Origin of the sequence: Protofrankia symbiont of Coriaria ruscifolia (assembly GCF_900634745.1) — a bacterium.
Taxonomy (GTDB): Bacteria; Actinomycetota; Actinomycetes; order Frankiales; family Frankiaceae; genus Protofrankia; species Protofrankia californiensis.
This window is the reverse complement of sequence record NZ_CAAAFR010000070.1, coordinates 38195-61742: the sequence shown is the minus strand read 5'-3', so window position 1 is coordinate 61742 and position 23548 is coordinate 38195. Positions and strand designations below refer to the sequence as shown.

The following is a 23548-nucleotide window of genomic DNA, read 5'->3' as shown; positions in this document are numbered from 1 at the left end:
GGGTGGTACCGGGGGAGAAGAGATAGCCCGTAACCGGCGGGCTGGCGGCGGAGGGGGCCGCCAGCCCGCCGGTCCCCGGTGTTCCACCGGCCCCTGTTCTGCCGCTGGACGATCCAGGATCGATCGTTTTGTGAGCTATATCATAGCGCTACCGATCCTTTGATCCCGACTCGTTACCGGCCTTTTGGACCCGGCTGTCGCCAATCCGACAGGGGTCCGTCGCAGCAAAACCAACCACGGGTCGTTCCCGCGACCAGGTGTGCCGCACGCGTGAACATATCCGCGTACAGCATGCGACCGGGGATGGCGGGGTACCACCAGTGAGACCGGGAACCTGAGCCTCCCGGACGCCTGCAGGCTCCCGGCAGCACGAACCACCTCACGCGGTCGTGCCATCGGATGGTCACGAGAGGTGAGCGTAGAGAAAGGAGCCGCATGACTACAGCACAAGAGATCATGCACAGGGACGCCGAATGCATTGGCGAGAGCGAAACTCTCACCGATGCCGCCCGCAGGATGCGAGACCTCGGCGTCGGCGCCCTGCCGATCTGTGGCGACGACAACAGACTTCAGGGAATCATTACCGACCGCGACATTGTGATCAGATGTCTCGCCGAGGGGAAGGATCCGGCAACGACCCGGGCCAGGGAGCTCAGCCAGGGCAGGCCGTTCTACATCGACGCGAGTGCGGATATCGACGAGGTCCTGCACCAGATGATGGACCACAAGGTCACAAGACTGCCCGTCATCGAGAACAACCAGCTGGTAGGAATGATCAGCGAATCGGATCTCGCGCGGAATCTGCCCGAGGAAAAGCTGGGCCAGCTGGTGGAGGCCATCAAGTCAGGACCCGCCGATCGCTCCAGCTGAGGAAACTGGTAGGTGGGAACAGCTGCTATAGCAGCTGTTCCCACCTACAGCTGGCGGGCGTCCGCCGCGACAGTAGTGTAGAAAACGTCGGTTATTCGGCGGCGGACTGGAACGATCGCCAGGGGGTAGGATACCGCCTGACTCCGGCGCCGACGGGCCTGCGACACGCGGCTGTGCGACTACACGGCTACCCCGCTGTCGCGGATCGCCCGCAGGTTGTCCTCGTGGAACAGCTCATACGCGGAAATCTCATCGGTCAGCACGTCGACGTCCAGATCTCCCCAATCGGCATGCGCAAGCTGCTCTGCGTCAACGACGGCGCGATAGACGAAAGTCGCGTTACCTTCCAGCCGGGGAATCAGGGAGCCGCCCGCGCCGGGCAGGAGAAGGGATGTCGAACATCCACCCGGATTGCGGACCACGAGCGCCTCGTCCGCCGGGGCATGACCAAGCCTCGAATACACCGTGCGGGACGCAACCACACCGGAGCCGCAGGACGGTGTCAGCCCGGCACCGCGCTCGAACGTGCGGACAAATATTTCCGCCGGCCCGGAGAGCTGCCTGACGAACGACACGTTGGCGCCCAGCGGGAGAACTTCCGGCAGGTGCGCCGCCGCGCCTCCCACGGCGATCAGCTCGTTCTCGTCGTAGTCGTCGACGATCGCGACCAGGTGCGAATTGGGAACGGCGATACCGGTGAAGCGCAGACTCGGGTGCAGAGCCGGGATAACCGCGTCGACATGCTCGGTACCTATGGCCACGACAGGGACATCGGCCGCGCGAAACGTCACCGGGGGAAGCTCGACGGCCACGCTCCACACCCCGGGAGCCACCGGCACGATCCGTTCGACCCGGAACCGCCCACCACCCGTCGAGACGTTCAGCGCATCGACTCCGCGGCGTTCGAGGACAAGTCGACCGACGCACCGCAGGCCATTGCCGCACAGTTTGGCGGACGACCCGTCGGGATTGAAGAAGAACGCCTCCGGTACCGCCTGCGAATCATCAACGAAGTACAGCCCGTCGCTGCCGCCCAACGGCCCCCGCCGGTCGCAGACGAGTCGGACGAAATCCGCCACCTCGGTCGGCGTCGCGAAAATCTGGTCGGGTCTGCCATCCACGATGAATATATCGTTGCTGGAACCATGAGCTTTCAACAGCTCGAATTTCATATGAGCCCTCCCGGCCTGCGCCCACAGACATTATAGGCGGCGGATCCCCGGGCGGACCGGGCGGCGTGATTGCGGCGCAGGAATCATCACCCCCGAATGGGGGCGGGAAGCATTCCGCCCGGATGCCGGACAGGGCAGCCTCGCGCACCCGGAAACGCTCGGGGCAACCTCGGGGCACCCGGGGACGCAGGGCCGCGCTCGCTCCCACGCTGCTTCCGCGCTCGTTCACGCCGATCCCCCGGCTCGTTCTACTGTCGGTGGGTGACGCGGATGCGGACAAGCAGGGAAACACTGGTCGGAGCCCTCGAAGCGGACCTGCCGGACGGCGCCGTGGTAACCGACCCGGATCTTCTCGTCCCCTACCGTAATGACCAGGCCAGCGGCGCGGAGGCCGGACAACCGGCCGTCGCGGTCTTCCCCCGGACAACCGGGCAGGTCCAGGCGGTGATGCGCGCCGCGCACGCCCGGGGTGTGCCGGTGGTCCCCCGCGGCGCGGGTTCGGGGCTGTCCGGTGGGGCCAACGCGACCGACGGCTGCATGGTGCTGTGCCTGGACCGGATGGACGCCATCCGCGACATCCGCCCCGCCGACGGGTACGCGGTCGTCGAACCCGGGGTGATCAATCAGCGGTTACGCGACGCCGCTCGCACCCATGACCTGTGGTACGCGCCAGATCCAGCGTCCCGGGACTGGTGCACCATCGGTGGCAACATCGCGACGAACGCCGGCGGCCTGTGCTGCGTGAAGTACGGCAGCACCCGCGACGCCGTACTCGGCCTCGAGGTGGTGCTGGCCGACGGACGGGTCACCCGGATCGGGCGTCGCGGCATCAAGGGGGTGGCCGGGTACGACCTGGTCAGCCTGTTCGTCGGCAGCGAGGGCACCCTCGGTGTGGTCACCGAGGCCCGCCTGCGGCTGCGATCGCTTCCCGCTCCCCCGACCACGGCGATCGCGGTGTTCCCGGACCTGGTCAGCGCAGGCCTGGCGGTCGAATCAATCATGACTGTTGCCACGCCGTCCCTGCTGGAGCTGATGGACGCGACGACGCTTGCCGCGGTCGAACGCTTCCAGCCCATGGGCCTGGACACCTCCGCCGCCGCCCTGCTCCTCGCCCAGAGCGACCTGCCGGGGCAGGCCGGCGAGGCCGAGGCCGACGCCGTCGTCAGCGTCTGCGAAGCCGCGGGCGCGACCGAGAGTTACCGGTCGGAAGATCCCGTGCAGGCCGACATGCTCCTGGGCGCCCGCCGGCTCGCTTTCCCCGCGCTGGAGCGCCTTGGTGCGTGGCTGCTCGACGACATCGCCGTACCGCGCTCACGCCTCGTCGAGACGATCAACGGCATCGAACGCATCGCCGCAACCAGGGATGTCGTGATCGGCACCTTCGGTCATGCCGGGGACGGCAACCTGCACCCGATGATCGTGTATCCGCGCGAGGACCCGGACGCGGGCCGGCGCGCACTCGCCGCATTCGACGACCTGCTCGACCTTGCCCTGAAGGCCGGCGGGACAGTCAGCGGCGAACACGGCATCGGTGTGATCAAACGGCGCGTCCTGGCCGACGAACTGGACCCGGTAGCGCAGTCACTGCATGATTCGATCAAGCAGGCGTTCGACCCGATCGGGATCCTCAACCCGGGCAAGGCACTGCCGCTTCGACCATGAAGTCCCGGATACGGGTCGCCGACGCGCCCAGGCGTAGAACGTCCTGGGCGCGCTGCGTACCTATCCAGGCTGCCAGCGGCTGGAGAGCCGCCGCTCAGGCTGCCGCGCGGGCCGCAACCGCCTTCTCCGCCACGGCCCGCGACTGCTCGGCGAGCGGGATGAGGTCGGCCATGGCCGGGTTGACCGCGGCCACCGTCAGTTCGACGTTGATGAAGTTGATGTCGCTCGCACCGAGCGCCGCGAGCACGTGGCGCAGGTAGGGCTCCTGGTAGTCGTTGCCCTCCTGGGGGGTGCCCGGGCCGTACGCCCCGCCGCGGGCGGTGACGATCGTGACCGGCTTGCCGCTGAGCGCACCAGGCCCGCCCGTCAGGCTGACGGTCCGGTCGACGACGATGACGGCGTCGATCCACGCCTTGACGGTCGACGTGATCGACCAGTTGTACATCGGGACGGACAGCAGCAGAGCGTCCGCCGCCTCAAGCTCGGCGATGAGCTCCTCACGCTCCGCCCAGGCCGCGGCCTGCTCCGGCGACCGCGTATCCGCCGGGGTCACCGAAGCGCTGACGGCTTCCCAGCCGAGATGTGCAGGCGGGTTGGCCACGAGGTCACGGTAGATCACCGTGCCGCCGGGGTGGCTTTCGGTCCAAGCAGTGGTGAACTGGCCGGCAACCGCTCGGGACGCCGAGGTCGGGCTGACGCTTGAGTCGATGTGCAGGAGCGTGGGCATGTGATCTCCTCGATTGGACCAACGAATGCGCGGTAAAACCGTGTGCAGCAACGATCGTCTGTAACTACACGTATCACTCGCGGAGAATATCTCAGATCACAAGCAGTAGGATGGGGGGGTGGACCACTCGGAGGCGGAGACGTCGAAGACGACGTCGGGAGCGGGAACTGACACCATCGCTGCCGCTGAGCTGCCGGCGGAAGTCCACGAAGACCTCGGTTGGCTGCTGAACCAGGTCCTGCAGGGCTTCCTGCAAGCAGCGCAGGAAGCCGTCGGGGACTTCCCCGGTGGCCTCCGCGGCCTGCACATACTGTCCGTCACCGCAACCGACTGTGCCCGCAACCAGCTGGAAGTCGCTCGCCACCTCGGCATCGACCGGTCGGTCATGGTGCGGCTCATCGACGACCTCGAACACGGTGGCCTCGTCAAACGATGTCCCGACCCGACCGATCGGCGTGCCCGGCTCATCCGGCCGACCGACGCCGGGTTGCGCGAACACGAGGAGATGACGGCGCGCCTGGACCTGGCCAAGCGGCACGTCCTCGCACCGTTGAGCGCCGACGAGCAGGCGATCCTCACCGCCGCGTTGCGGCGCGTGGTCATCGGCCTGCTCGCCTCCGGCCAGTCGCCCGAACCATGCCTGGGAGACGCAGCGGATTGCGAGTAAGAGCAACCGAGACAGGACGGTCCGGCTCATGGCACCCTGATCCTCGGTCACTCCAAAGCAAGTGATCTACTCGGAGCCGCCTTTCTCACTCCAGGGGGTTCCGCCTATCGTTTTTCGGCGTGATTGCGCCGACCGAAGATGAGCGGACCATCCCGATCTTCTTCTCGCTGGGAGATGCCGCCATTGCGAAGCCCCACCGGCATCAGTAGGCAAAATATCCTGCGATGCGCCGCAACGGACTTGCCCACGCCCTGAGATCAGGAGGTGGCGGTGATCCGGGCGAGCTTGCGGCCGACCTTGAGGTAACAGTCGCCGGTCCGGTCGCCCAGCTTGTCCTTGACCAGGGCTGCGAGGGGTTCACGGGCCTCGTCGGCGGTAAGCGTGATCTGGTCCTGGTCACCCTCGGTTTCGACCACGAGGCGGAGCCCGTTCTGCTGGGCAACGCGGCGGACGTCACCGTTGCTCTTGGCGAAGCCCAGCGCCTTCACCGCATCGGTCACCGACTGACCCAGGTCGGCGATCGTGGGCAGATCCTCGACGTCGCCGAAGGTGCGCCTGGAGAAACGGGCGGCGAACTCCTCCCGCGCCTTCATCGCGGCGTCGACACCGTGGACGGCGGCGGTGACCTCCCCCGCGAGGATCTTCTTGAGGTCCATCGGGTGCAGCGACCCGGCGGCCACCCGCTCACCGGTGACGGCCAGCTCGGAGTCGAGCCATTCGCTCAGCGCCCGGAAGTAGGGCTGCACGAGCCGGTCCGGCACAGACATGATCTTCCCGAAGATCTCGCCGGCAGGTGCGGTCAGCGGCACGTAGTTGCCCTTGGACTTGCTCATCTTGGCCCCGGTGCCGTCGGTGCCCTCGATCAGGGACGTGGCGACCACCAGCTCGGGTACCTGCCCACGGATGTGCATCACGTGCCTGCACATCTGCATGTTGAGGAACTGGTCGATGCCACCGACCTCCAGGTCGGTGTTGATCTCCACCGAGTCCAGCGCCATGACGACGCTGTAGAGCAGTTCGGCCAGGGAGAGCCCCTGCCCGGCCTCGAGCCGCTTGCGGAAGTCCTCACGTTGCAGCGACATCGAGACGGGGATCTGGGCGGTGATCTCGATCAGTTGAGGCAGCTTGATTTCGCGCAGCCAGTCGCCGTTGTGGCGGAACTGGGCACGTTCGAAGTCGAAGAACGGCGTGACCTGCTGGCGGTACGTGGCAAGGTTGCGGGCGATGTCCTCGTCGGTCAGCGCGGGCCGCTCGTCGGAGCGGCCACTGGGATCACCGATCTTGGCGGTCACGTCGCCGACGATGAACACCACCTGGTGCCCCATCCGCTGGAAGCGGCTGAGGATGAGCATCGGCACCGCGTGGCCCAGGTGGACCTCGTGGCCGGTCGGGTCGATGCCGAACTTGGCGACGAACGGCCTGTCCTTCTTCGCCGCCTCGACGATTCGTCCGGCCAGGGCGTCCGCCGACGGCTGGAGCTCCTGGGAGCGCTGGGCGATGAGCGCGGCCTGCTCAGCCGGCGACAGATCAGACAGGTCCGTACCGCGACGTTCGTTCGTTACTTCCAGCAGTTCGCGCACGGTCGCGTCCGCGGCGAGGTTCGCGTTCGCGAGCAGGGCCGTGGCACGATCGACGGACTTGCTCAGTCGAGTCATCGAAGCTCTCCGGGACGTGGGGTGTGGTCGCTATCCTAACGGGCCGCCTCCGGATGATTCTTCCTGGTCAACACCACATCCGGCGCATGATTTTCACGAATCGGACGTATGATCTTCACGAACCGTGAACGGTAGCGCGCCAGAACCCACAGGCCACGAGGACATTAGACGATCCGGGTTCACCTGCGCGGCGCGGCCTCCCGTCCAGCGATTCAACGGCATCCCAGGCCGACCACCAACTGGGCGTAGGTGGCGAGCTCGCTGGTGGTGGGCTCGTGACCGAGGGCGATCCAGGTGGTCTGGCGGCTCATGATGAGCTCATAGACCGCTTCGGTGAGGACGTCCGCGCGTGGTATCGCGGCACGGTCGAGTATCCGGGCGAGGGGTTGCCGCAGCGGCAGGGTGAGGGTGGCTTTCCCACAGACGCACATCCACCCGCAGATGGCGGTGGAGAACGCGGTCGACGGCTCTGTTGCATTGGGCGGAGGCAAGGCACGGTGGACCTGCGCCGGGCGGGTGCTCAGATGGCCAGGGCGAGCTCGGTGAAGGCAGCGGTCAGCCGCCGGTGGGGTTCGGCGTCCGTTCCGAGTTCGTAGTGGCCGCGGCGGATGTTCTGGACGAATGCGTGTCCGGCGCCGATCACGTGTGCGGAGCGGAGACGTTTCAGGCCGCGCATCGGCCGCAGCCGTGCCTTCCACCGGCCGTGATCTGCTTCGATCGGGTTGTTCGCATACCGTTCGTCGATGTGGTGGGCGGCGGGTAGCTGCTCGTCGAGGACCCGCGGGTAGGCGGCGGCCCGGTCGGTGGTCACCTCGACCGGCCGACCGCCATGGGATCTCGCGCCTGGGTGAAGAAGCGGCGGGCCGCGGCCAGGTCCCGGTGTTCGGAGGCGAGGACGTCGATGACCTGGCCGAACTGGTCGATCGCCCGGTACAGGTACGTCCAGCGGCCGGCGACCTTCACATACGTTTCGTCGACGAACCAGCGGTCACCGGGTGCGTGCCGGCACGGCCGGGCGGCGTCGATCAGCAGCGGGGTGAACCGCTGCACCTACCGGTAGACGGTCATATGATCGGCGACCAGGCCGCGTTCGGTCAGGAGTTCCTCGACGTCCCGGTACGACAGCGTGTAGCGCAGGTACCAGCGGACCGCCAGCACGATCACCTCGGGTGGGAAGCGGAACCCGGTGAACTCCGAGGCAGGGACCGGTGGACGGACGGGACGTCGACGCATCCACCCGCCCTGCCCGACCAAGGACCCGGCGAACGCAACAGACCCCTCGCCCGGCAGAGCCGCAGGTTTCGAAGACGTTCTGCCGCGTGCTCGACGGCGACAGTCCCGACGTCTACCCGCCCATGGCAGGTTACTTCCTCTTGCACTGTCAGCTTGCACTGTCAGCCGGTGACCTTCCCGTTTGCGCCACACTCCCAGGTAGCCGACCTCGGCGAACAACCCGGCGGCGCGGTCAGGCTGACCGGGAACCGGCGGTCAGCTCGTCGGAGCTGAGCACGTCCTCGCCGTAAAGATCCTGCAGCCAGTTGGTCTGGTAGATGGTGTCGAGGTAGCGCTCGCCGAGGTCTGGGGCGATGGCCACCGCGGTGAGTTCACGCGCGTCATGCTGGGCCAACCAGCCCATCGCGCCGCTGACCACCGTGCCGGTGGAGCCGCCGAACAGGAATCCGCTTCTGGCCAGACGATGGCAGGCACGGATGGTGTCCGCCTCCTCGACGCGTATCACCTCGTCCACATAGGACTCGTCGAGCAGCGGCGGACGGAGGCTCGTGCCCAGGCCGGGAATCATCCGGCGGCCCGGCGCACCACCGAAGGTCACCGAGCCGACGCTGTCTACTGCGACGATCCGCACCGGCCGGTGCCACTCCCGGAAGTAGCGCGCGCAGCCCATCAGGGTCCCGGTGGTGCCGGCCCCGACGAACAGCACGTCCAGTCGCGGGAACTGGCGAGCGATCGCCGGCGCCGTCTTGCAGTAGTGCGCCTTCCAGTTGTCCGGATTGGTGTACTGGTTGAGACACACGTACCGGTCGTCGGAGGCACACAGCGCGCGGACGTAGTTGATCCGCCCGGCGAGGAAGCCGCCCTTGGCGTCCGGCTCGGCGATGATGTGCACCTGGCTGCCCAACGCCTCCATCAGCCGCCTGGTCGACAGGTTGCAGCGGGAGTCAGTCACGCACAGGAACCGGTAGTCCTTGCTCGCCGTGATCATGCTCAGCGCCACGCCCAGGTTTCCGGACGAGGACTCGACCAGGACCGACCCCGGCGTCAGGACTCCGTCCCGCTCGGCGGCCTCCACCATCTCGGTCGCGGCCTTCAGCTTGATCGAGCCGGCGAAGTTGAAGCCCTCACACTTCAGGAAGAGCGAGTGCCCGAAGATCGACAGAAGGTCGACGTAGAGCTCCTCCTCGTTGAAGTCCTGGGGAATGGATATGACTGGCACGATGGCCCCCTTATTTGCAGCAGAGCACTCCGCCGCTCATCCGTACCGGCGCAGCTCGTGGAAGAAGTCGTCGACGATGTTCAACTCGCCGGAGTGGACCACCTCGTCGTAGACGTGCTTGCCCACCGCGAGATCGAGCACTCCGAGGCCGAAGGGAGAGAACACCAGCGGCCGGTCCGCCGGCACCGTCACCCGCCCGGCCATCACGTCGTCCAACGTGCCGTGCAGGAACTCCCGGTGGCCCGTGAGCTGTTCGGCCAGATGCGGCGACGTGTTGGCCTTCAGGCAATGCTCGATATCGTCGACAATGTTGGTCGAGGCGAGCAGGATCTCCGGCGCAAGGTCACGCAGCGAAACGTGCAGTACCAACGGATTGTGTTCGAACCAGGACAGGTCGCTGACATGCGGCTGACCGGCGACGGTGGCAAAGACCACCAGGTCGCTGGAGCGGATCAAACGATCGGCGCTGTCGTGCACGGTGATCCGGCCCGCGGTGCCCGACTGCTCCAGGTAACCACGGAAGCCGGCCGCGCTGTCGGCGGACAGGTCGTGCACGCCGATCTCGTCGAACGACCAGCCGGTGCCGGCCAGAAAGGTGTGAATGTAGCGGGCGATCAGGCCCACCCCGAAGAACCCGACGCGCGTCGGGCGCCGCCGGCCGCGGCTGAGCCAGTCAGCCGCCAACGCCGCCAACGCGGCCGTCCTGGTGGCGCTGATGATCGAGCCTTCCAGGCAGGCGAACGGGTAGCCGGTGTCGTGGTCATTGAGGATCAGCACGGCCGAAGCCCTCGGGATACCGGCCGCCACGTTCTCCGGGAAGCTAGAGATCCACTTCAGGCCATCCACTCGCACCTGCCCCCCGATCGAGGCGGGCAGCGCGATGATTCGGGAGGACGGGCGGTCGCGGAAACGCAGGAAGTAGGACGGCGGGTTCACCGAATCTCCGGCGCTGTGCAGCCGGTAGGTGCTCTCGACCAACTCCACGATCTGCTTCTTGCGCCCCTGCAGCGCCTGCTTGACCTGGGCACCGGAGATTATCGCGAATGGTGGCACGGTGATCGGCCCGAACATCGCGGACTCCGTTGCGGTGGAAGGCATACGGGTCATCTGGCGGTCACCTCGACGCTCGGCGAGCAGCCGGCCAGGCGCACCGCGTCGGCCATCCCGACCAGCACTTCGCGCGGTCCCTCGAAGGGCTCCCTGCTGTGCGCGGTGCGGACGTTGTCGACGAGCATCAGGTCGCCGGCCTGCCACGGCTCGCGTGCGGTGTTGGCCTCGTAGACCTCGTTGAGTAGCTGCACGACGTCCTCGCCGATCGAGTCGCCGTTGCCGAAGCGGGTATTGAACGGCAGCCCGTCGGCGCCGTAGACGTCCACCAGGAACTCGCGCACCTCGGGGGCCAACGTCCACTCGCTGAGGAAAGCGATCTGGTTGAACCAGCAGCTCTGGCCGGTGACCGGGTGACGCACCACGGCGCTGCGCCGCTGCCTGGTGCGCAGTCCACCGTCGGGTTGCCACTCGAACTCGATCGCGTTGGCGCGGCAATAGCTTTCGACGGCGGCACGGTCCTCGGTGCCGAACGCCTCACCGACGGACGCCCCGATCTCGTCGTTGTAGTTGCGGGTGAGCAGCCAGCCCTCCCGCTCGAACCGCTCGATCAACTCGGCGGGCAGCGCGTCGAGCACGGTCGGCGAGTCGGCCACTCCGGTCGCCCCGCCGTCGGTGGGCGCGCTTAGGCACGCAAACAGCATCAGGCCGGGGAACTCAAGCGTGTAGCTCAGTTCATGGTGCATGCACATCGGCTGGTTCGGCGGCCACTTCGCTGAGGAGTACACGCCGTCGGAGTAGGCCCGCCGAGGCGCGAAGGCCTCCTTCTCGGCCATCAGGCCGGTAGCCAGCCGCTGAAAGACCGCACCGACCTCGGCCGCGTCACGCAACCCGAGGCCGCGGAGCAGGACCGAACCGTGTTCGGCGACGACGACCCGCAGCGTCTCCCGATGTTCGGCCGCCCAGTTCGACGGGTCGCCGTTGCCCTCGGCCCGCAGCATCGGAGGTCTGCCGGGTTGGAGGTCCACGTCGAGCAGCGACGCCGAGGATGAGGACGAGGACGAGGACGAGGACGACATTTCGATCTCCTTTCAGTTGCCGGTCAAGAAGAAGCCAGCAATTCGGCGGCACGCAGCACGGCCTGTGCCGCCCCGGCCGGACGGGTTCGCAGGAAGTAGTGGCCGCTGTCGGCGAGTTCGTGCAGGTCGACGCGCTCAGCCAGGAGCTGCCAGTCGCGGTGCCGGCGCGGGAACTCCGCCGTGATCGGGTCGTCGGCGGCAACGACCACGGTGACCGGCGCGGACAGCTTCACCGTCGGCGGGGAGTCCAGGGCTTCGGCGAAATAGCGGTGTGCGCAGACGCAGTCGTGCCGGTAGGCGGCGCCGGCATACTCTGCGCGCCGCGCATCCAGCTCACCGAGCTCGGGGTAGCCGCTGTCCACGCTCAGCCCCGAGGCGATCTCGGCATTGCTCCGCCCGGCCAGCTCGGCGATCGTGGCGCGGCGGTCGGTGGCGTCGCCGAGCAGCTGGGCGCCGAGGAACACCCGCTGGACGTCCATACCGCGTTCTTGCAGCTTCCTGGCCGTCTCCAGCGCGAACGCGGTGCCCGAGGAGTGGCCCCACAGCAGGACCCTGGCCAGGCCCCGCCGGGCGATCTCGGCGACGACCTGCTCGACCACCTGGGTCATCGGCGCCAACGTTTCACTTTCGGCGGCCAAGTCGTGACCGGGCAGCTCTACGCCGTAGACGGCCAGCCCGCTGCCACGCAGTGCCCTGGCCATCGGCTGGAAGTTCACCGCGTTCCCGCCAGCGTAAGGAAAGCACACCAGGGCGCCGACCGGCGTACCGCCGGATTCCGACAATGGCTGCAGTAGCCCGCCGCGCCGCTCTCGCCTGCCGTCGACCAGCGCGGCCAGATCGGCGAGGATCGGGTGCCGGGTGACGTCCTTGATGGACACCGCACGGTCCAGGATGATCGCCAGCTTCACTGCTGACAGCGACGTGCCGCCCCGGTCGAAGAAGTGGTCCCGCCGGCCGATCTGGTCCTGCGGGATGCCGAGCACCTTCGCCCACGCGGCCGCCAGTCGTTGCTCGGTCGGTGTACTCGGAGCGTGGTAGTCCTCCTCGACGATGTCGAGTTCTCCGGCGAGCGCTGTCAGCATCTTCTTGTCGATCTTACTGTTGGCCGTCAGCGGCAGACTCTCCCGCCAGTGGAAGGTGGACGGGATCATGTACTCGGGCAGCGACTCACCCAGCCGGTCCCGCAGGACGTCGACCGGGAGTGGCCGCCGGCCGGAGTAGAAGGCCACGAGGTGCTTGCCCCGGTCGACCCGCTCGGAGACCACCACCGCGCCGTCGCGGACTCCGGGCACCCGCAACAGGAGGTTCTCGATCTCACCGATCTCGATCCGGAAGCCAAAGATCTTGACCTGGGTGTCCTGGCGGCCAAGGAACTCCAGCTTGCCCTCGGGCAGCCAGCGGCCGTAGTCGCCGCCCCGGTAGAGCCGCTGGCCCTCGCGGTGCGGATCGGGCATGAAGGCCAGCCGAGTGCGCTCGGGGGCGTTGACGTACCCGCGGCCGACGCAGACCCCTGAGAAGACGATCGCACCGGGGGCGCCGAGCGGCACCGGTGACAGGTGCTCGTCGACGACGTAGACGTGCACGTTGTTGACCGGGCGACCGAGCGGGACCCGTTCGGAGTCCGGCGCCCGGTCCATGACCTCGTGATTGGTGTCGTCCGACGTCTCGGTCAGCCCATACGCGTTGACCAGCTTGATCTCGGGCTCGGCCGCGAACCAGCGCTGCGCGAGCTCCTTCTTCAACGCCTCGCCGGTCACCGACACGCACCGCAGGTCCGGCAGCTCGCGGGGATGCTGCTCCAAATAGGACAGCACGACTTCGAGGTACGACGGCACGACTTGGAGCACGGTGACCCGGCCGCAGGCGATCTTGTCGACGAACCGCTGGACGTCCAGGATCACGTCCTGCTCGATCAGCAGGGTCCGCCCACCGGCCAGGAGCGCGGAAACCAGTTGCCACAGCGAGATGTCGAAGCACTGGGGTGCGGTCTGGGCGACCACCTGGCCCTCGCCGATCTCTAGATCGTTGATCTTGGCATAGAGGTGGTTGAACATGCCCGCGTGCTCGCACATCGCGCCCTTCGGCTCACCGGTGGAACCGGAAGTGAAGTAGATGTAGGCGAGCTGGTCCGGCGCGACACTGACGCTGAGATCATCATCGGCATGCTCCTCCTCGTAGGCCGCGTCGATGAAGAGCGTGTGGACTCCGGCCAGCGAGTCGAGGGCCTGGTCGAGCGTGGTGGTGCTGCCGGGTTCGGTCAACACGAGCCCGCACTCGGCACGGGAGAGCGTGGTCGCGATGCGATCGGCCGGGAAATGCGGCTCGATGGGCAGGTACACGCCACCGGCCTTGAAGACCGCGAGGACGGCGGCCATCCAGTCCAGGTTCCGCTCGGTCACGACCGCGACGACACCTTCGCGACGCAGCCCTCGAGCCAACAGGGCTCGTCCCAGCCGGTTGGCACGGGCGTTGAGCTCCCGGTAGGTCCACTGCCGGTCGCCGTGCACGGCCGCGACGGCGTCCGGATGTGCCCGCACCCGCTGCTCGAACAGCTCGTGGAACCGGCGGTCCGGCAGCTCCCGGCGCGGTCCGGCAAGCCCGTCAAGCTGGAAATGGAGTTCCTCGCCGGAGAGCAGGCTCTGCCGCCCGTGCTCGATATCCGGATCGGCGGCGATCAGCGCGAGCGCGGTGAGGTGATAGCCGGCGATCCTGGCGGCGCAGTCCGCGTCGAGCACGTCGGTCCGGTACCGCAGCCGCAGTACGAGTTGGCCGCCGTGGTGCGCGATACCCACCCATAGCACGGTGTCCTCGGCGAGATCGCCGCCGTCACCGGCCGGATCGAACACGGTCTCGAACAGCGGTTCGGTCAGGCCCAGCTCACGCCTGAGATTGTCGACCGGAAAGTCCTTGTACGACAGCAGTTCTGCCTCGATTCGCTGGGTCTGGAGTAGCAACGTCCGCCACGAGCCGGGTTCGGTCGTCAGCCGGCAGGGCAACGGTTGGCCGCCCGCCACGGCGACGTAGCCGGTCGTGACCTCGTGTTCGCCGGACAGCGCGGCGAGCACCTTGGCGTGCGCGGCCAGCAGCACCGAACTGAGCCGCACCGCCAGCTCGTCCGCCAGCCGACGCAACGCCGCCACGAGGTCGTCGGGGATCGTCGCTTCGTGCTCGACGACGCCCGTCACCGGATTGAGGGTCCAGCACGGGATCGCGGTGAACCCGCCGGCGACGAGCACACCGCGCCAGAACTCCCGGCCGGCCTCCGCTCGCATTCCCATCGGGTCTTCCCTCCACTCACGTAGCCACGGTGCTACTTGCCGCTGATCAGGGCGGCGCCGCAGGTGTCGTCGCTGTCTCGCTGATAGTGGGCATCTCGAATCTCCGCGGCCGGGTTTCCCCCCCACCGCGCGTGCTGTGGGATTTCCTCGCCTTTCATGAGAAAGGAGTCGGGGGCGAGCACTGCGCCGTCGCCCATCATCACGCCGTATTGGACGAAGGCGCCGACCCCGAGGGTGCAGCCGGCACCGAGCGTGATGCGATCGGACTTGAAGGTGCCGTCCTCCTGCGAGTGACACTGGATCTTGCTGCCCGCATTGAGCGTGCAGTCGTTTCCGATGGTGGCGAGCGTCCGCTCCGTGATGTGGACGCCGTCGTCGAAGACCCTGCTGCCGAGCCGGACCCCCAGCAGCCGCCAGATCGCGTTCTTGAACGGGGTGCCGTTGAAGACGTTGAGGTAGGTCTCCGGCACCTTCCACAGGCGCTCGTGCCACCAGAAGTACGGGTCGTAGATGGAGCACAACTGCGGGCGCAACGCGCGGAATTTCGCGACGCCACGCTCCACCAGGACGAAGTAGCCGGCGGTGAACCCGAGGCTGAGCGCCACGTCCGTGGCGATTATCACCTGCCCCACGACGTCGTACACATCGACGGCCACCAGGGCGAGCACCGTGAGCACGAAGAAGGGCAGCCACCGTAGGAGCAGCCACACGCCCATCGTGCGGAGGTTGTAGCGGTTCTTTGCGGCGAGACGGCGGCCTAGCTCCTCTCCGGTCCGAAGATGGTCGAACCGGCTGTCGCGCTCCACCGACCGGGGAATCTCGAAGGGCGGCGAGCCGAGCAGGCCCACCCCCTCGCGGACCTCGCCGTCGAGCGGGATCATCACCTTGGTCGCGAGGAGGCAGTTGTCGCCCGTCCTGCCCTGCGAGGGATAGGCGATGTTGTTCCCAACGAAGTTGTGCGGTCCGATCGATACCCGGGACACGCAAAACGACGTGCTCGAGAAGTCGGCATTGATGATTGACAGCCCGTCGGCGACCATCGTTCCGCGGCCGACAGAGCTCAGGTACGGGGTCTCGTGCTGCACCTCCGTGCCGAAGTTCGACCCGGTCTGCTCGACCTGGGAGAGGTCGTACCCGAGGCAGCGCAGATAGTGGACGATGTAGGAGCTGTCGCCGAAGAGCCACTTGAAGAACTTGATATTGGTCATGCTGGCGATCGCCCTGTGCACCGAGTAATGGAAGCCGTACAGCGGATAGACCTGGTCCGGCTTGACCACCAGGTTCAGCAGGCGCGGAACGGTGAACAACGCGGCGAGCCCCACGACGACGAAGCCGAAGAACAGCACGAGGGACAGGACCAGCGCATCGATGTAGAGCTCCGGCGACGTGATCTCCCCCGTGCCCGGTCCCAGTAGTTTGCCCAGCGCCGGAACCTCGGTCATCAGCATGTACGCGCCTCCGACGACGAGCGGCATGTACACGAAGACCATCTGGAGCAAGGTAAGCAGGCCGTAACCGGCCCGGCGCAGCGCGCCGCAGTTGGCCGGCGCGACCCTCAGGTAGTCCAGCTCGGTGCGCTGTGCCGGGGACCCGTGCCATCGCTGGCCGTCCGGTACCGCCTCGCCGCGTTGCAGCGCGGACGTGTGGCCCAGCTGCGCCCTGTCGCCCATTGACGTGTCGATGTCGAGCACGGTCTTCTCGCCGATGAGGACGTCCTTGCCGAGGGTGACCGCGCCCGTCTGAATCCGCCCGGCGTGCGCGCGGTGGCACAGGAAGAACGAATCCTTGCGGATCACCGTGCCCGCGCCGATCGTGAGCAGGTCGGTGCAGACCGGCACGTGGCGGGAGAGGATCGTGACGCCCTTGCCGATCCGCGCACCGAGGGCCCGCAGGTAAAGCACGTACAGCGGATTGCCGACGAAGAAGATCATCGGGCTGGCGTGGACCAGCACCTTGACGGTCCAGAAGCGCAGATAAGTCAGGCCCCAGACCGGAAACTCGCAGGGTTTCCACCGTCCGATGAGGATCCATTTGGCCACGACCGGGAAGGTGCACACGCAGACGAAGCCGGCGCCGCCGAAAAGGACCGACCGCAGGTAGATGTTGATCAAACCTGAGCCGGCGGAGACCCACTCGTAGCCTCGGGTGGTGACAAGTCCGGCGAGGTAGGAATATCCCAGGAAAATCAGGAACTGCAGTGTTCCGCAGAGGACGTACTGCAGTGTGCTGGCCGGTGTCGTCACCTCGATCGACGCCGGGACCGACGACTCGACAGGGGTGGGCGCAGCGTCCGTGAGCGCCGTCGCCAGGCTTCTGATCGTTGGATGCCGGTAGATGTCCTTCATCGACGCCGACGGCAGGTCCGCCCGCTTCCTGATCCGTGCACAGAAATGGGCCATCACCAACGAGTTAGCACCGAGGTCATCGAAGAAGCGGCTATCGACCGACACCCGCTCGACATGCACCACGTCAGCCAGCACCTCGGCGAGAATTCTCTCGGTGCCGGTAGTTGGGCCGGCGTAGCTCTCCTGGCTGGTCGAAGATTCAGCGAGGTCGGCTGTTAAGACCTCGACAGCACGGCCGTCCGAGCACGGTCTGCCGCTGCTGATCAACGTCTCCGCGCCATCGCTGACAGGGCGAACGTTGCCTGACGCGGCACCAGGCATTTTTTCGATCCTTTCCTCTCCCGGTCGGAGTCGGGTCCTGTGGTAGCCGCGGAATTGCGACTAACGACAGCTTGCCCCCGGAGCCGGGGTGAAATAGATATCCAAGGGATGGGCGCCGCGCACCGAAGGGGGCGGGAATCCCCCGCCTTGGTGGTGCCCTGGCCGTGGCGCGGGGCTTCGCCGAACGTGCTGTGCTCCGTTTCCGGTGTGATGCCGTAGAGGATCTTCACATGTGCCGCGCTCGTGTCGGTGCCGTCTTCTGCCGGCAGTACTCCGGTGAGCGCGATCCGGGAGTGCAGAACATAGGAACACACCGGACGATATTTGGGTCTGTTGCGTTGGCTGGGTCCGCCGTTTCGGTGTCGGGCCAGGCATGATCGAGCGATGCGTCGACGTCTCGGCCGTCCGCCAGTTCCTGCCTCGGAGTTCGCCGGGTTCCGGTTCCCGCCTGAGGTGATTGTGTTGGCGGTGCGCTGCGCTGGTACCTGCGTTACAACTCGTCCTACCGGGACGTCGAGGAGCTGCTTGCCGAGCGTGGGTTGGAAGTCGATCACGTCACGGTCTACCGCTGGGTGCAGCGGTTCACTCCGCTGCTGATCGAGGCGGCCCGCCCCTGCCGACACTCTCCCGGGGACCGCTGGTTCGTGGACGAGACGTATGCGAAGGTCTCCGGTGAGTGGATCTATCTGTATCGGGCGGTCGACCAGTTCGGGCAGGTCATCGACTGTGCGCCTCCGAACACCGCGACCTGGCCGCGGCGCGGCGGTTCTTCACCATCGCGCTGTCCCACGGCCGCCGGCCGGTCGAGGTGACCACGGATCAGGCCGCCGCCTATCCGCGGGTCCTGGATGAGCTGCTGCCGGATGCCTGTCATATCGATGCCCTGCGGGCGAACAACCGGATCGAATCCGATCACAGCCAGCTGAAAGCCCGGCTGCGACCGATGCGCAGGCTAAAACGCCTGCGCTGCGCGCAGACGGTCAGCGCCGGGCATGCTTTTGTGCGGAACATTCGCCGCGGCCACTATGAACTCGGCGTCGACGCCGAACCCGGTCTGTGGCTGTCGGCTGCCTTCGCCGAGCTCACCCTGGCGGTCTGATCACCGGCCTGACAGGGGCCACCATGTCCTGCTTCCGCGCAATGCAACAGACCCTCCTGAAGGGCAGGCGGCTGGTATGGAGCCTTCATGAATGCCTCCTGTCATCCGTGCTTTCCGGATTGCCGGACACGCTGACCGTGGCGGCGCCATGGGGGCCGGCGCACGTTGCGCGCTCTGGGTCGTCCGGTCGCCCTCTACTGTGCGACCGGGAGGTTCACTACGGATTCACTCGGCATACATCGCCCGGCCGGAAGGCTTCACCGGCGTCCACCCCAGTCGGAGCCCCGCCGGTCCACGCCGAGGTCGGCGGCGTGTCCGCCCGCGATCCACCAGCATGCCGGGAACCTGGTGAAGAGCGCCGTCACGTCCGCGAGGCTCGCTGGTTCCCACGGGCCCCAGGCTGTCTCGGTACGTCCCATGCCTCCATCCTCAGCCCGCAGGCTCGCGGTCCTGCGCAACGGTTTGTGCCGCGTCCGTCGGTTGAGCGCAGGCGCCGTTCGAACCGCTGGAGTCCATGGACGTGGTGTACGAAGAGCAACGATCTAGCGACTTGCCGAAGCGGCGGTCCATGACGTAAAGCGACCACCGCGTGATCCTCACGAGAAACCTGCGAAGCAACTCGAGGGGAGAAACGCGATGGCCGTACGTCCGACTGTGACCGACAGCGAGGGATTCGGCAAGGAACTCGCCGCGGCGAGTCCGGACCTGCTGGGAGCGATGGTGAAAGCGTTCGCGGAGGCGTTGATGGGCGCTGAGGCGGACAGTATCTGCAACGCGGACTATGGGGAGGTATCTCCGGAAAAAGTCAACCGTCGGAACGGCTATCGGATGCGGGAGTGGGACACCCGCGCGGGCACGATCGAGCTTGCCGTTCCCAAGCTGCGGTCCGGCTCGTACTTCCCGGACTGGCTGTTGACACGGCGTCGGCGGGCGGAGCAGGCGCTGATCTCGGTGGTCGCGACCTCCTACCTCCTCGGCGTTTCCACCCGGCGGGTTGACAAGCTCGTCGAGCAGCTCGGTGTCGCGCATATCTCGAAGTCCCAGGTCTCCCAGTTGGCGAAACATCTCGACGCCCAGGTCGAGGCGTTCCGCTCGAGGCCGCTGGACGCCGGCCCGTACCGGTTCGTCCAGGCCGACGCGTTGACGATGAAGGTCCGCGAGGACGGCCGTGTGATCAACATCCACTGTCTGCTCGCCGTCGGCGTCAACGGCGACGGCCACCGGGAGATCCTCGGTCTCGACGTCGTGTCCAGCGAGGACGGGGCGGGCTGGCTGGCGTTCTTCCGTGGCCTGGTCGCCCGCGGCCTGTCCGGGGTCCGGCTGGTCACCTCGGACGCCCACCGTGGCCTGGTGGCCGCGATCGGGGCGACCCTGCCCGGTGCGTCGTGGCAGCGCTGCCGGACGCATTACCTGCGGGACCTGTTGACCGTCACCCCGAAATCCTCCCAGTCCTGGGTGGCGACCCTGGTCAGAACCGTTTTCGACCAGGCCGACGGCAACGAGGTCAGCGTGCAGTTCGACCGGGTCGTCGATGCGCTTTCCGGGAAACTTCCCAAGGCCGCCGGCCATCTCTCCGACGCGAAAGCCGACCTGCTCGCGTTCACCACCTATCCACGGGAGATCTGGCGGCAGATCTGGTCATCGAACCCGCAGGAACGACTGAACCGGGAAATCCGCCGGCGCACCGACATTGTCGGTATCTTCCCCGACCGTGGGTTTATCATCAGGCTCGTCGGTGCCGTGCTGGCCGAGCAGAACGACGAGTGGATCGAAACCCACCGCTACATCGGTCTGGAAATCCTCGCCAAATGCGACCCGGCACAGGAATCCCGCGACACACCCGAGATCACCGTGACACCGGAGGCCTTGACCGCATAACCTAATCCCAGATCACGCGGAGTCACTCTCCGTACACCACGCCCCCGGACGCGACCTTCGAACCTGCTGCCGTAATCGGCGAGTAGGGATGGAACCGCGCTCTCGTTGTCTGAATTCTCCAGGCACGCGGGGTCGGGAGACAGGGATTCCAGGGTCTGTTGCGTTCGCCAGGTCCTTGATCGGGTAAGGTGGACAGATGCGTCGACGTCCCACCCGTCCACCGGTTCCCGTCTCGGAGTTCACCGGGTTCCGGTTCCCACCCGAGGTGATCGTGCCGGCAGTGCGCTGGTACCTGCGCTATGCCCTGTCCTACCGGGACGTCGAGGAGCTCCTCGCCGAACGCGGGTTGGTGGTCGATCACGTCACGGTCTACCGCTGAGTGCAGCGGTTCACCCCGCTGCTGATCGATGCGGCCCGGCCCTGCGGGCACATTCCTGGGGACAGGTAGTTTGTCGACGAGACCTATGTGAAGGTCTCCGGCAGGTGGGTCTACCTGTACCGGGCGGTCGACCAGTTCGGGCAGGTCATCGACGTCCTCGCCTCCGAACACCGCGATCTGGCCGCAGCCCGCCGCTTCTTCACCCGAACGTTGTCGCACGGCTGCCGCCCGGTCGAAGTCACCACCGACCAGGCCGCCGCCTACCCGAGGGTGCTCGACGAGCTGCTGCCTGCCTCCCATCATGTTGATGTCTGGCGGGCGAACAACCGGATCGAGTCCGATCACAGCCAGTTAAAGGCCAGACTGCGGCCGATGCGCGGGTTGAAACGCGTCCGTTCCGTCCAGACGGTCAGCTCCGGGCATGCGTTCGTCCAGAACATCCGCAGTGGCCACTACGAACTCGGCGTTGATGCCGACCCGCGGCTGAGGGTGTCGGCTGCCTTCGTCGAGCTCACCCTGGCGATCTGATCACCGGTCCGGCAGGGGTCCTTCGTGTCCTGCCCCGCTCAACGCAACAGACCCCCGGAAACCTGTACGCGCATCTGTTGCGCTCGACGGGGCGGAAGGCAGCCGAGACGATCTCGGCTGCGATCCCTCGCGCGAACCGCTCTGGGTACCATCTGGGCTCCACTGATCGTGAATCTTCCCTGGCCGGATCACCGCGGCCCGTTTCCGCTGGTAGCGGCGTTGTCCGCGATGATCCCGACCGTGTCACAACGGTGGAGGTGGCGGGAATCGAACCCGCGTCCTCCGGCCCCGCAACAGGGCTTCTCCGGGCGCAGCCTGCTTCTTGTTTCTCAGCCCCACCGGTCACGCAGGCAAGCCGGTGTGGGCTCAGTCACTGTGAGATGTTCCTTCCGATCCCGTGACCGGATCAGAAGGTGATCCTCCTGGCGACGCCAGACCCTGAGCCGGAGGAACTCTCAGGCTGACGGCTACTTAATCCCGCTCAGGCCGCGAGGGCGAAAGTGCGGGGTGTAGCAGACTGCGACTTGTTGGCAGTTATTTCTTCGAGCGGATCGTTTACGAGATAACCGCTCATCCTCGGCCCGCTTCCCCTATCCCGACGTCCGGAGTCGAAACCGGTCACCCCCGTGTCATGTCAGTTCACACTACGTTGATCATTGTTACGTTGACCGATGCTGATTCCAAAACCATCTTACCCGAGTCGCCGCACAACGACACGCACTGGCCGACGTCGAGCGCGCCGGCCGTGTTCCCGCCGACGCATCGGTCGCCAAGCCGACTGGCCCGAGACCAACTGCGCTGGAATCAACCAGCCCGGGCAGGCAAGCCGGCCCGGGCACGGCGATCGCCTGGGCACGTCGGTCGGTTCGGGGCGGTACGGATCGGCAGGGATCAGTCGTCGCGGCCCTTGGCCCGCCGTCCCAGCGCTCGGGAGACCTCGCGCGATGCGTCCCGCTCGGCGAGTGCGTGGCGCTTGTCGTAGGTCTTGCGCCCCCGGGCCAGCGCGACCTCCACCTTCGCCCGACCGTCCTTGAAGTACAGGGACAGCGGGACGAGGGTGAGGCCACCCTCCTGGGTCTTGCCGACCAGCTTGGCGATCTCGTCGCGGTGTAGCAGGAGCTTGCGACGCCGCCGCGGCGTGTGGTTCGTCCACGTGCCCTCGGTGTATTCGGGGATGTGCATGCCATGCAGCCACGCCTCCCCCTCGCTGATCTGCGCGAAGGCGTCCACCAGGGATGCCCGGCCCGCGCGCAGCGACTTCACCTCGGTGCCCTGCAACACGATCCCGGCCTCGATGGTGTCGAGGATGGTGTAGTCGTGCCGGGCCCGCCGGTTCTGCGCAACCAGCTTCCTGCCGGTCTCCTTTGCCACGTTCGGTGTACCTCATTCTTTCCTACCAGGTTCCACCGAGGCTACGCCGACGCCGACGGGCCGCGCGGAAAAAACATGATCACGCCGCCTTCGGCCATCCAGCAACCTGAAAACCAGGGCCTCCGGCAGCCTCCTACACATGCAGGTGGCGGCGCAGCGCGACAAAAGCCATCGCCGCGGACGCCCCGGTGCCGATCAGGATGACGCCAGCGACGGCGGCCCACACCGCGTCCCAGCCGAAAAGCGGAAACGCGGTCTGGCGGGCAAACCGGTGATCGACGAGGTAGGCCTTGCCCGCGATCAGCGCCATCGCGGCGAGTGATCCGCCGACCATCCCGGTGACTGCGCTCTCCAGCACGAACGGAGCCCGGATCGTCCCGTTCGTCGCCCCCACCAGACGCATGATCGCAGTCTCCCGCCGCCGCCCGTGTGCGGAAACGCGGATCATCGTGTAGATCAGCGCGAACGCGGCCAGCGCCTGGACGGCGGCGAGAGCGAACGCGCCGATGGTGAAGGCGTCCAGGATCCGGTAGAGCGGGGCGAGCAGGGCACGCTGATCGCGGACCCGGTCGACCCCATCCCGCCCGGTGTAGTAGATGGTGATCTCACCGGCCCGACGCGGGTCAGTGAGCGTGAGACGGAACGACGCAGGCAGGTCGTCCGCGCTCACCCCGCTGACGACGTCGGGCGAGTTGTGGAAGTCACGCTTGAAACGCGCGAACGCATCCGCCTTGTCCTCGTAGCGGATGTCCTGTACCAGAGGGTCTGCGCGCAGGTCGGCTGCGAGGGCATCACGTTCGGCGCCGGAGATGTCGTCCTTCAGGTCGATGACGACCTGGATCCGGTCGAGGAGGAATCCGTCGACCGTGTGGACCTGGGCCCGCAACAGCAGTCCGGCACCGACCAGGGTCAGGCAGATCGTCACAGTGACGATCACCGCGACGGACATCGCCAGATTACGCCGCAGGCTGGTGACACCGATCGCGAGCAGCGGTCCGGCGCGCATGCCGGTCATTTC

General features: G+C 66.8%; 16 protein-coding genes, 1 other RNA gene and 4 pseudogenes. 6 read left to right on the top strand and 15 right to left on the bottom strand.

The genetic code is table 11. The features are described from left to right. Nucleotides 1-435 precede the first annotated feature (435 nt). Nucleotides 436-870, top strand: coding sequence for a CBS domain-containing protein (locus tag CV1CTNOD_RS10190; protein WP_131785870.1), 435 nt, complete (start codon nt 436-438; stop codon nt 868-870). Nucleotides 871-1049: 179 nt separating this feature from the next. Here the strand turns inward: CV1CTNOD_RS10190 and dapF are convergent, their stop codons facing one another. Beyond that, entirely contained in the window at nt 1050-2042 is a 993-nt protein-coding gene (gene dapF / locus CV1CTNOD_RS10185; RefSeq protein WP_131785869.1) for a diaminopimelate epimerase, read from the bottom strand. A 270-nt stretch (nt 2043-2312) separates the two neighbouring features. Here dapF and CV1CTNOD_RS10180 point away from each other — a divergent pair, with 270 nt between their 5' ends. Next, entirely contained in the window at nt 2313-3704 is a 1392-nt protein-coding gene (locus tag CV1CTNOD_RS10180) for an FAD-binding oxidoreductase (protein ID WP_131785868.1), read from the top strand. 94 nt (nt 3705-3798) lie between these two features. On the opposite strand, the gene CV1CTNOD_RS10175 is transcribed toward CV1CTNOD_RS10180, so the two are convergent. Beyond that, nucleotides 3799-4431 carry an FMN-dependent NADH-azoreductase gene (locus CV1CTNOD_RS10175; protein ID WP_131785867.1) on the bottom strand — a complete coding sequence of 211 codons (633 nt, stop codon included), beginning with the start codon at nt 4429-4431 and terminating at the stop codon, nt 3799-3801. A gap of 118 nt (nt 4432-4549) precedes the next feature. Between CV1CTNOD_RS10175 and CV1CTNOD_RS10170 the strand changes: the two genes are divergently transcribed. Further along, a complete protein-coding gene (locus CV1CTNOD_RS10170) occupies nt 4550-5098 on the top strand; it encodes a MarR family winged helix-turn-helix transcriptional regulator (RefSeq protein ID WP_242606563.1) in 549 nt (182 codons plus the stop codon). A gap of 257 nt (nt 5099-5355) precedes the next feature. Here the strand turns inward: CV1CTNOD_RS10170 and tyrS are convergent, their stop codons facing one another. From tyrS to CV1CTNOD_RS28225, 9 genes and pseudogenes are all read right to left on the bottom strand, one after another. Further along, nucleotides 5356-6753 (bottom strand): tyrosine--tRNA ligase, encoded by a 1398-nt coding sequence (gene tyrS, locus CV1CTNOD_RS10165; protein WP_131785866.1) that lies wholly within the window; start codon nt 6751-6753, stop codon nt 5356-5358. A 212-nt stretch (nt 6754-6965) separates the two neighbouring features. Continuing rightward, the gene (locus tag CV1CTNOD_RS10160) at nt 6966-7244 is read right to left on the bottom strand and encodes a hypothetical protein (RefSeq protein WP_131785865.1); all 279 of its coding nucleotides are present in this window, start codon (nt 7242-7244) and stop codon (nt 6966-6968) included. 29 nt (nt 7245-7273) lie between these two features. Continuing rightward, nucleotides 7274-7986, bottom strand: a pseudogene (locus CV1CTNOD_RS10155) (IS6 family transposase). A gap of 232 nt (nt 7987-8218) precedes the next feature. Beyond that, a complete protein-coding gene (gene sbnA, locus CV1CTNOD_RS10150) occupies nt 8219-9205 on the bottom strand; it encodes a 2,3-diaminopropionate biosynthesis protein SbnA (RefSeq protein ID WP_131785864.1) in 987 nt (328 codons plus the stop codon). Between the two features lie 36 nt (nt 9206-9241). Further along, the gene (sbnB, locus tag CV1CTNOD_RS10145; RefSeq protein ID WP_131785863.1) at nt 9242-10312 is read right to left on the bottom strand and encodes a 2,3-diaminopropionate biosynthesis protein SbnB; all 1071 of its coding nucleotides are present in this window, start codon (nt 10310-10312) and stop codon (nt 9242-9244) included. Next, the gene (locus CV1CTNOD_RS10140; protein WP_131785862.1) at nt 10309-11331 is read right to left on the bottom strand and encodes a TauD/TfdA family dioxygenase; all 1023 of its coding nucleotides are present in this window, start codon (nt 11329-11331) and stop codon (nt 10309-10311) included. Before CV1CTNOD_RS10140 ends, sbnB begins: the two co-directional genes overlap by 4 nt. Nucleotides 11332-11354: 23 nt before the next feature. Further along, entirely contained in the window at nt 11355-14609 is a 3255-nt protein-coding gene (locus CV1CTNOD_RS10135; RefSeq protein WP_131785861.1) for a non-ribosomal peptide synthetase, read from the bottom strand. 32 nt (nt 14610-14641) lie between these two features. Further along, a complete protein-coding gene (locus tag CV1CTNOD_RS10130) occupies nt 14642-17275 on the bottom strand; it encodes a Pls/PosA family non-ribosomal peptide synthetase (protein WP_131785860.1) in 2634 nt (877 codons plus the stop codon). Between the two features lie 185 nt (nt 17276-17460). Further along, a pseudogene (locus CV1CTNOD_RS28225) lies at nt 17461-17601 on the bottom strand (aromatic ring-hydroxylating dioxygenase subunit alpha); the annotation flags it as partial. A gap of 58 nt (nt 17602-17659) precedes the next feature. Between CV1CTNOD_RS28225 and CV1CTNOD_RS10120 the strand changes: the two are divergent. Further along, nucleotides 17660-18374, top strand: a pseudogene (locus CV1CTNOD_RS10120) (IS6 family transposase). A 257-nt stretch (nt 18375-18631) separates the two neighbouring features. On the opposite strand, the gene CV1CTNOD_RS24620 reads toward CV1CTNOD_RS10120, so the two are convergent. Then, nucleotides 18632-18793 carry a hypothetical protein gene (locus CV1CTNOD_RS24620; protein WP_165485426.1) on the bottom strand — a complete coding sequence of 54 codons (162 nt, stop codon included), beginning with the start codon at nt 18791-18793 and terminating at the stop codon, nt 18632-18634. Between the two features lie 217 nt (nt 18794-19010). On the opposite strand from CV1CTNOD_RS24620, the gene CV1CTNOD_RS10115 reads away from it, so the two are divergent. Next, nucleotides 19011-20252: an IS256 family transposase gene (locus CV1CTNOD_RS10115; RefSeq protein WP_131785859.1), complete on the top strand. Its 1242-nt coding sequence runs from the start codon at nt 19011-19013 to the stop codon at nt 20250-20252. Between the two features lie 196 nt (nt 20253-20448). After that, nucleotides 20449-21159 (top strand): annotated as a pseudogene (locus CV1CTNOD_RS10110) (IS6 family transposase). A gap of 249 nt (nt 21160-21408) precedes the next feature. Here CV1CTNOD_RS10110 and ssrA read toward each other — a convergent pair. From ssrA to ftsX, 3 genes are all read right to left on the bottom strand, one after another. Then, nucleotides 21409-21785: a transfer-messenger RNA gene (gene ssrA / locus CV1CTNOD_RS10100) on the bottom strand. A gap of 265 nt (nt 21786-22050) precedes the next feature. Next, nucleotides 22051-22530 carry an SsrA-binding protein SmpB gene (gene smpB, locus CV1CTNOD_RS10095; RefSeq protein ID WP_131785858.1) on the bottom strand — a complete coding sequence of 160 codons (480 nt, stop codon included), beginning with the start codon at nt 22528-22530 and terminating at the stop codon, nt 22051-22053. A gap of 133 nt (nt 22531-22663) precedes the next feature. Beyond that, nucleotides 22664-23536 (bottom strand): permease-like cell division protein FtsX, encoded by an 873-nt coding sequence (gene ftsX / locus CV1CTNOD_RS10090; protein WP_131785876.1) that lies wholly within the window; start codon nt 23534-23536, stop codon nt 22664-22666. Nucleotides 23537-23548: the final 12 nt, after the last annotated feature.

Coding starts and splice junctions, on each gene's coding strand:
- CV1CTNOD_RS10190 (WP_131785870.1), top strand. CDS start 436: ATGACTACAGCACAAGAGATCATGCACAGGGACGCCGAATGCATTGGC.
- CV1CTNOD_RS10180 (WP_131785868.1), top strand. CDS start 2,313: ATGCGGACAAGCAGGGAAACACTGGTCGGAGCCCTCGAAGCGGACCTG.
- dapF (WP_131785869.1), bottom strand. CDS start 2,042: ATGAAATTCGAGCTGTTGAAAGCTCATGGTTCCAGCAACGATATATTC.
- CV1CTNOD_RS10140 (WP_131785862.1), bottom strand. CDS start 11,331: ATGTCGTCCTCGTCCTCGTCCTCGTCCTCATCCTCGGCGTCGCTGCTC.
- CV1CTNOD_RS10130 (WP_131785860.1), bottom strand. CDS start 17,275: ATGCCTGGTGCCGCGTCAGGCAACGTTCGCCCTGTCAGCGATGGCGCG.
- CV1CTNOD_RS10135 (WP_131785861.1), bottom strand. CDS start 14,609: ATGGGAATGCGAGCGGAGGCCGGCCGGGAGTTCTGGCGCGGTGTGCTC.
- ftsX (WP_131785876.1), bottom strand. CDS start 23,536: ATGCGCGCCGGACCGCTGCTCGCGATCGGTGTCACCAGCCTGCGGCGT.
- CV1CTNOD_RS10115 (WP_131785859.1), top strand. CDS start 19,011: ATGGCCGTACGTCCGACTGTGACCGACAGCGAGGGATTCGGCAAGGAA.
- CV1CTNOD_RS10175 (WP_131785867.1), bottom strand. CDS start 4,431: ATGCCCACGCTCCTGCACATCGACTCAAGCGTCAGCCCGACCTCGGCG.
- sbnB (WP_131785863.1), bottom strand. CDS start 10,312: ATGACCCGTATGCCTTCCACCGCAACGGAGTCCGCGATGTTCGGGCCG.
- tyrS (WP_131785866.1), bottom strand. CDS start 6,753: ATGACTCGACTGAGCAAGTCCGTCGATCGTGCCACGGCCCTGCTCGCG.
- CV1CTNOD_RS24620 (WP_165485426.1), bottom strand. CDS start 18,793: ATGGGACGTACCGAGACAGCCTGGGGCCCGTGGGAACCAGCGAGCCTC.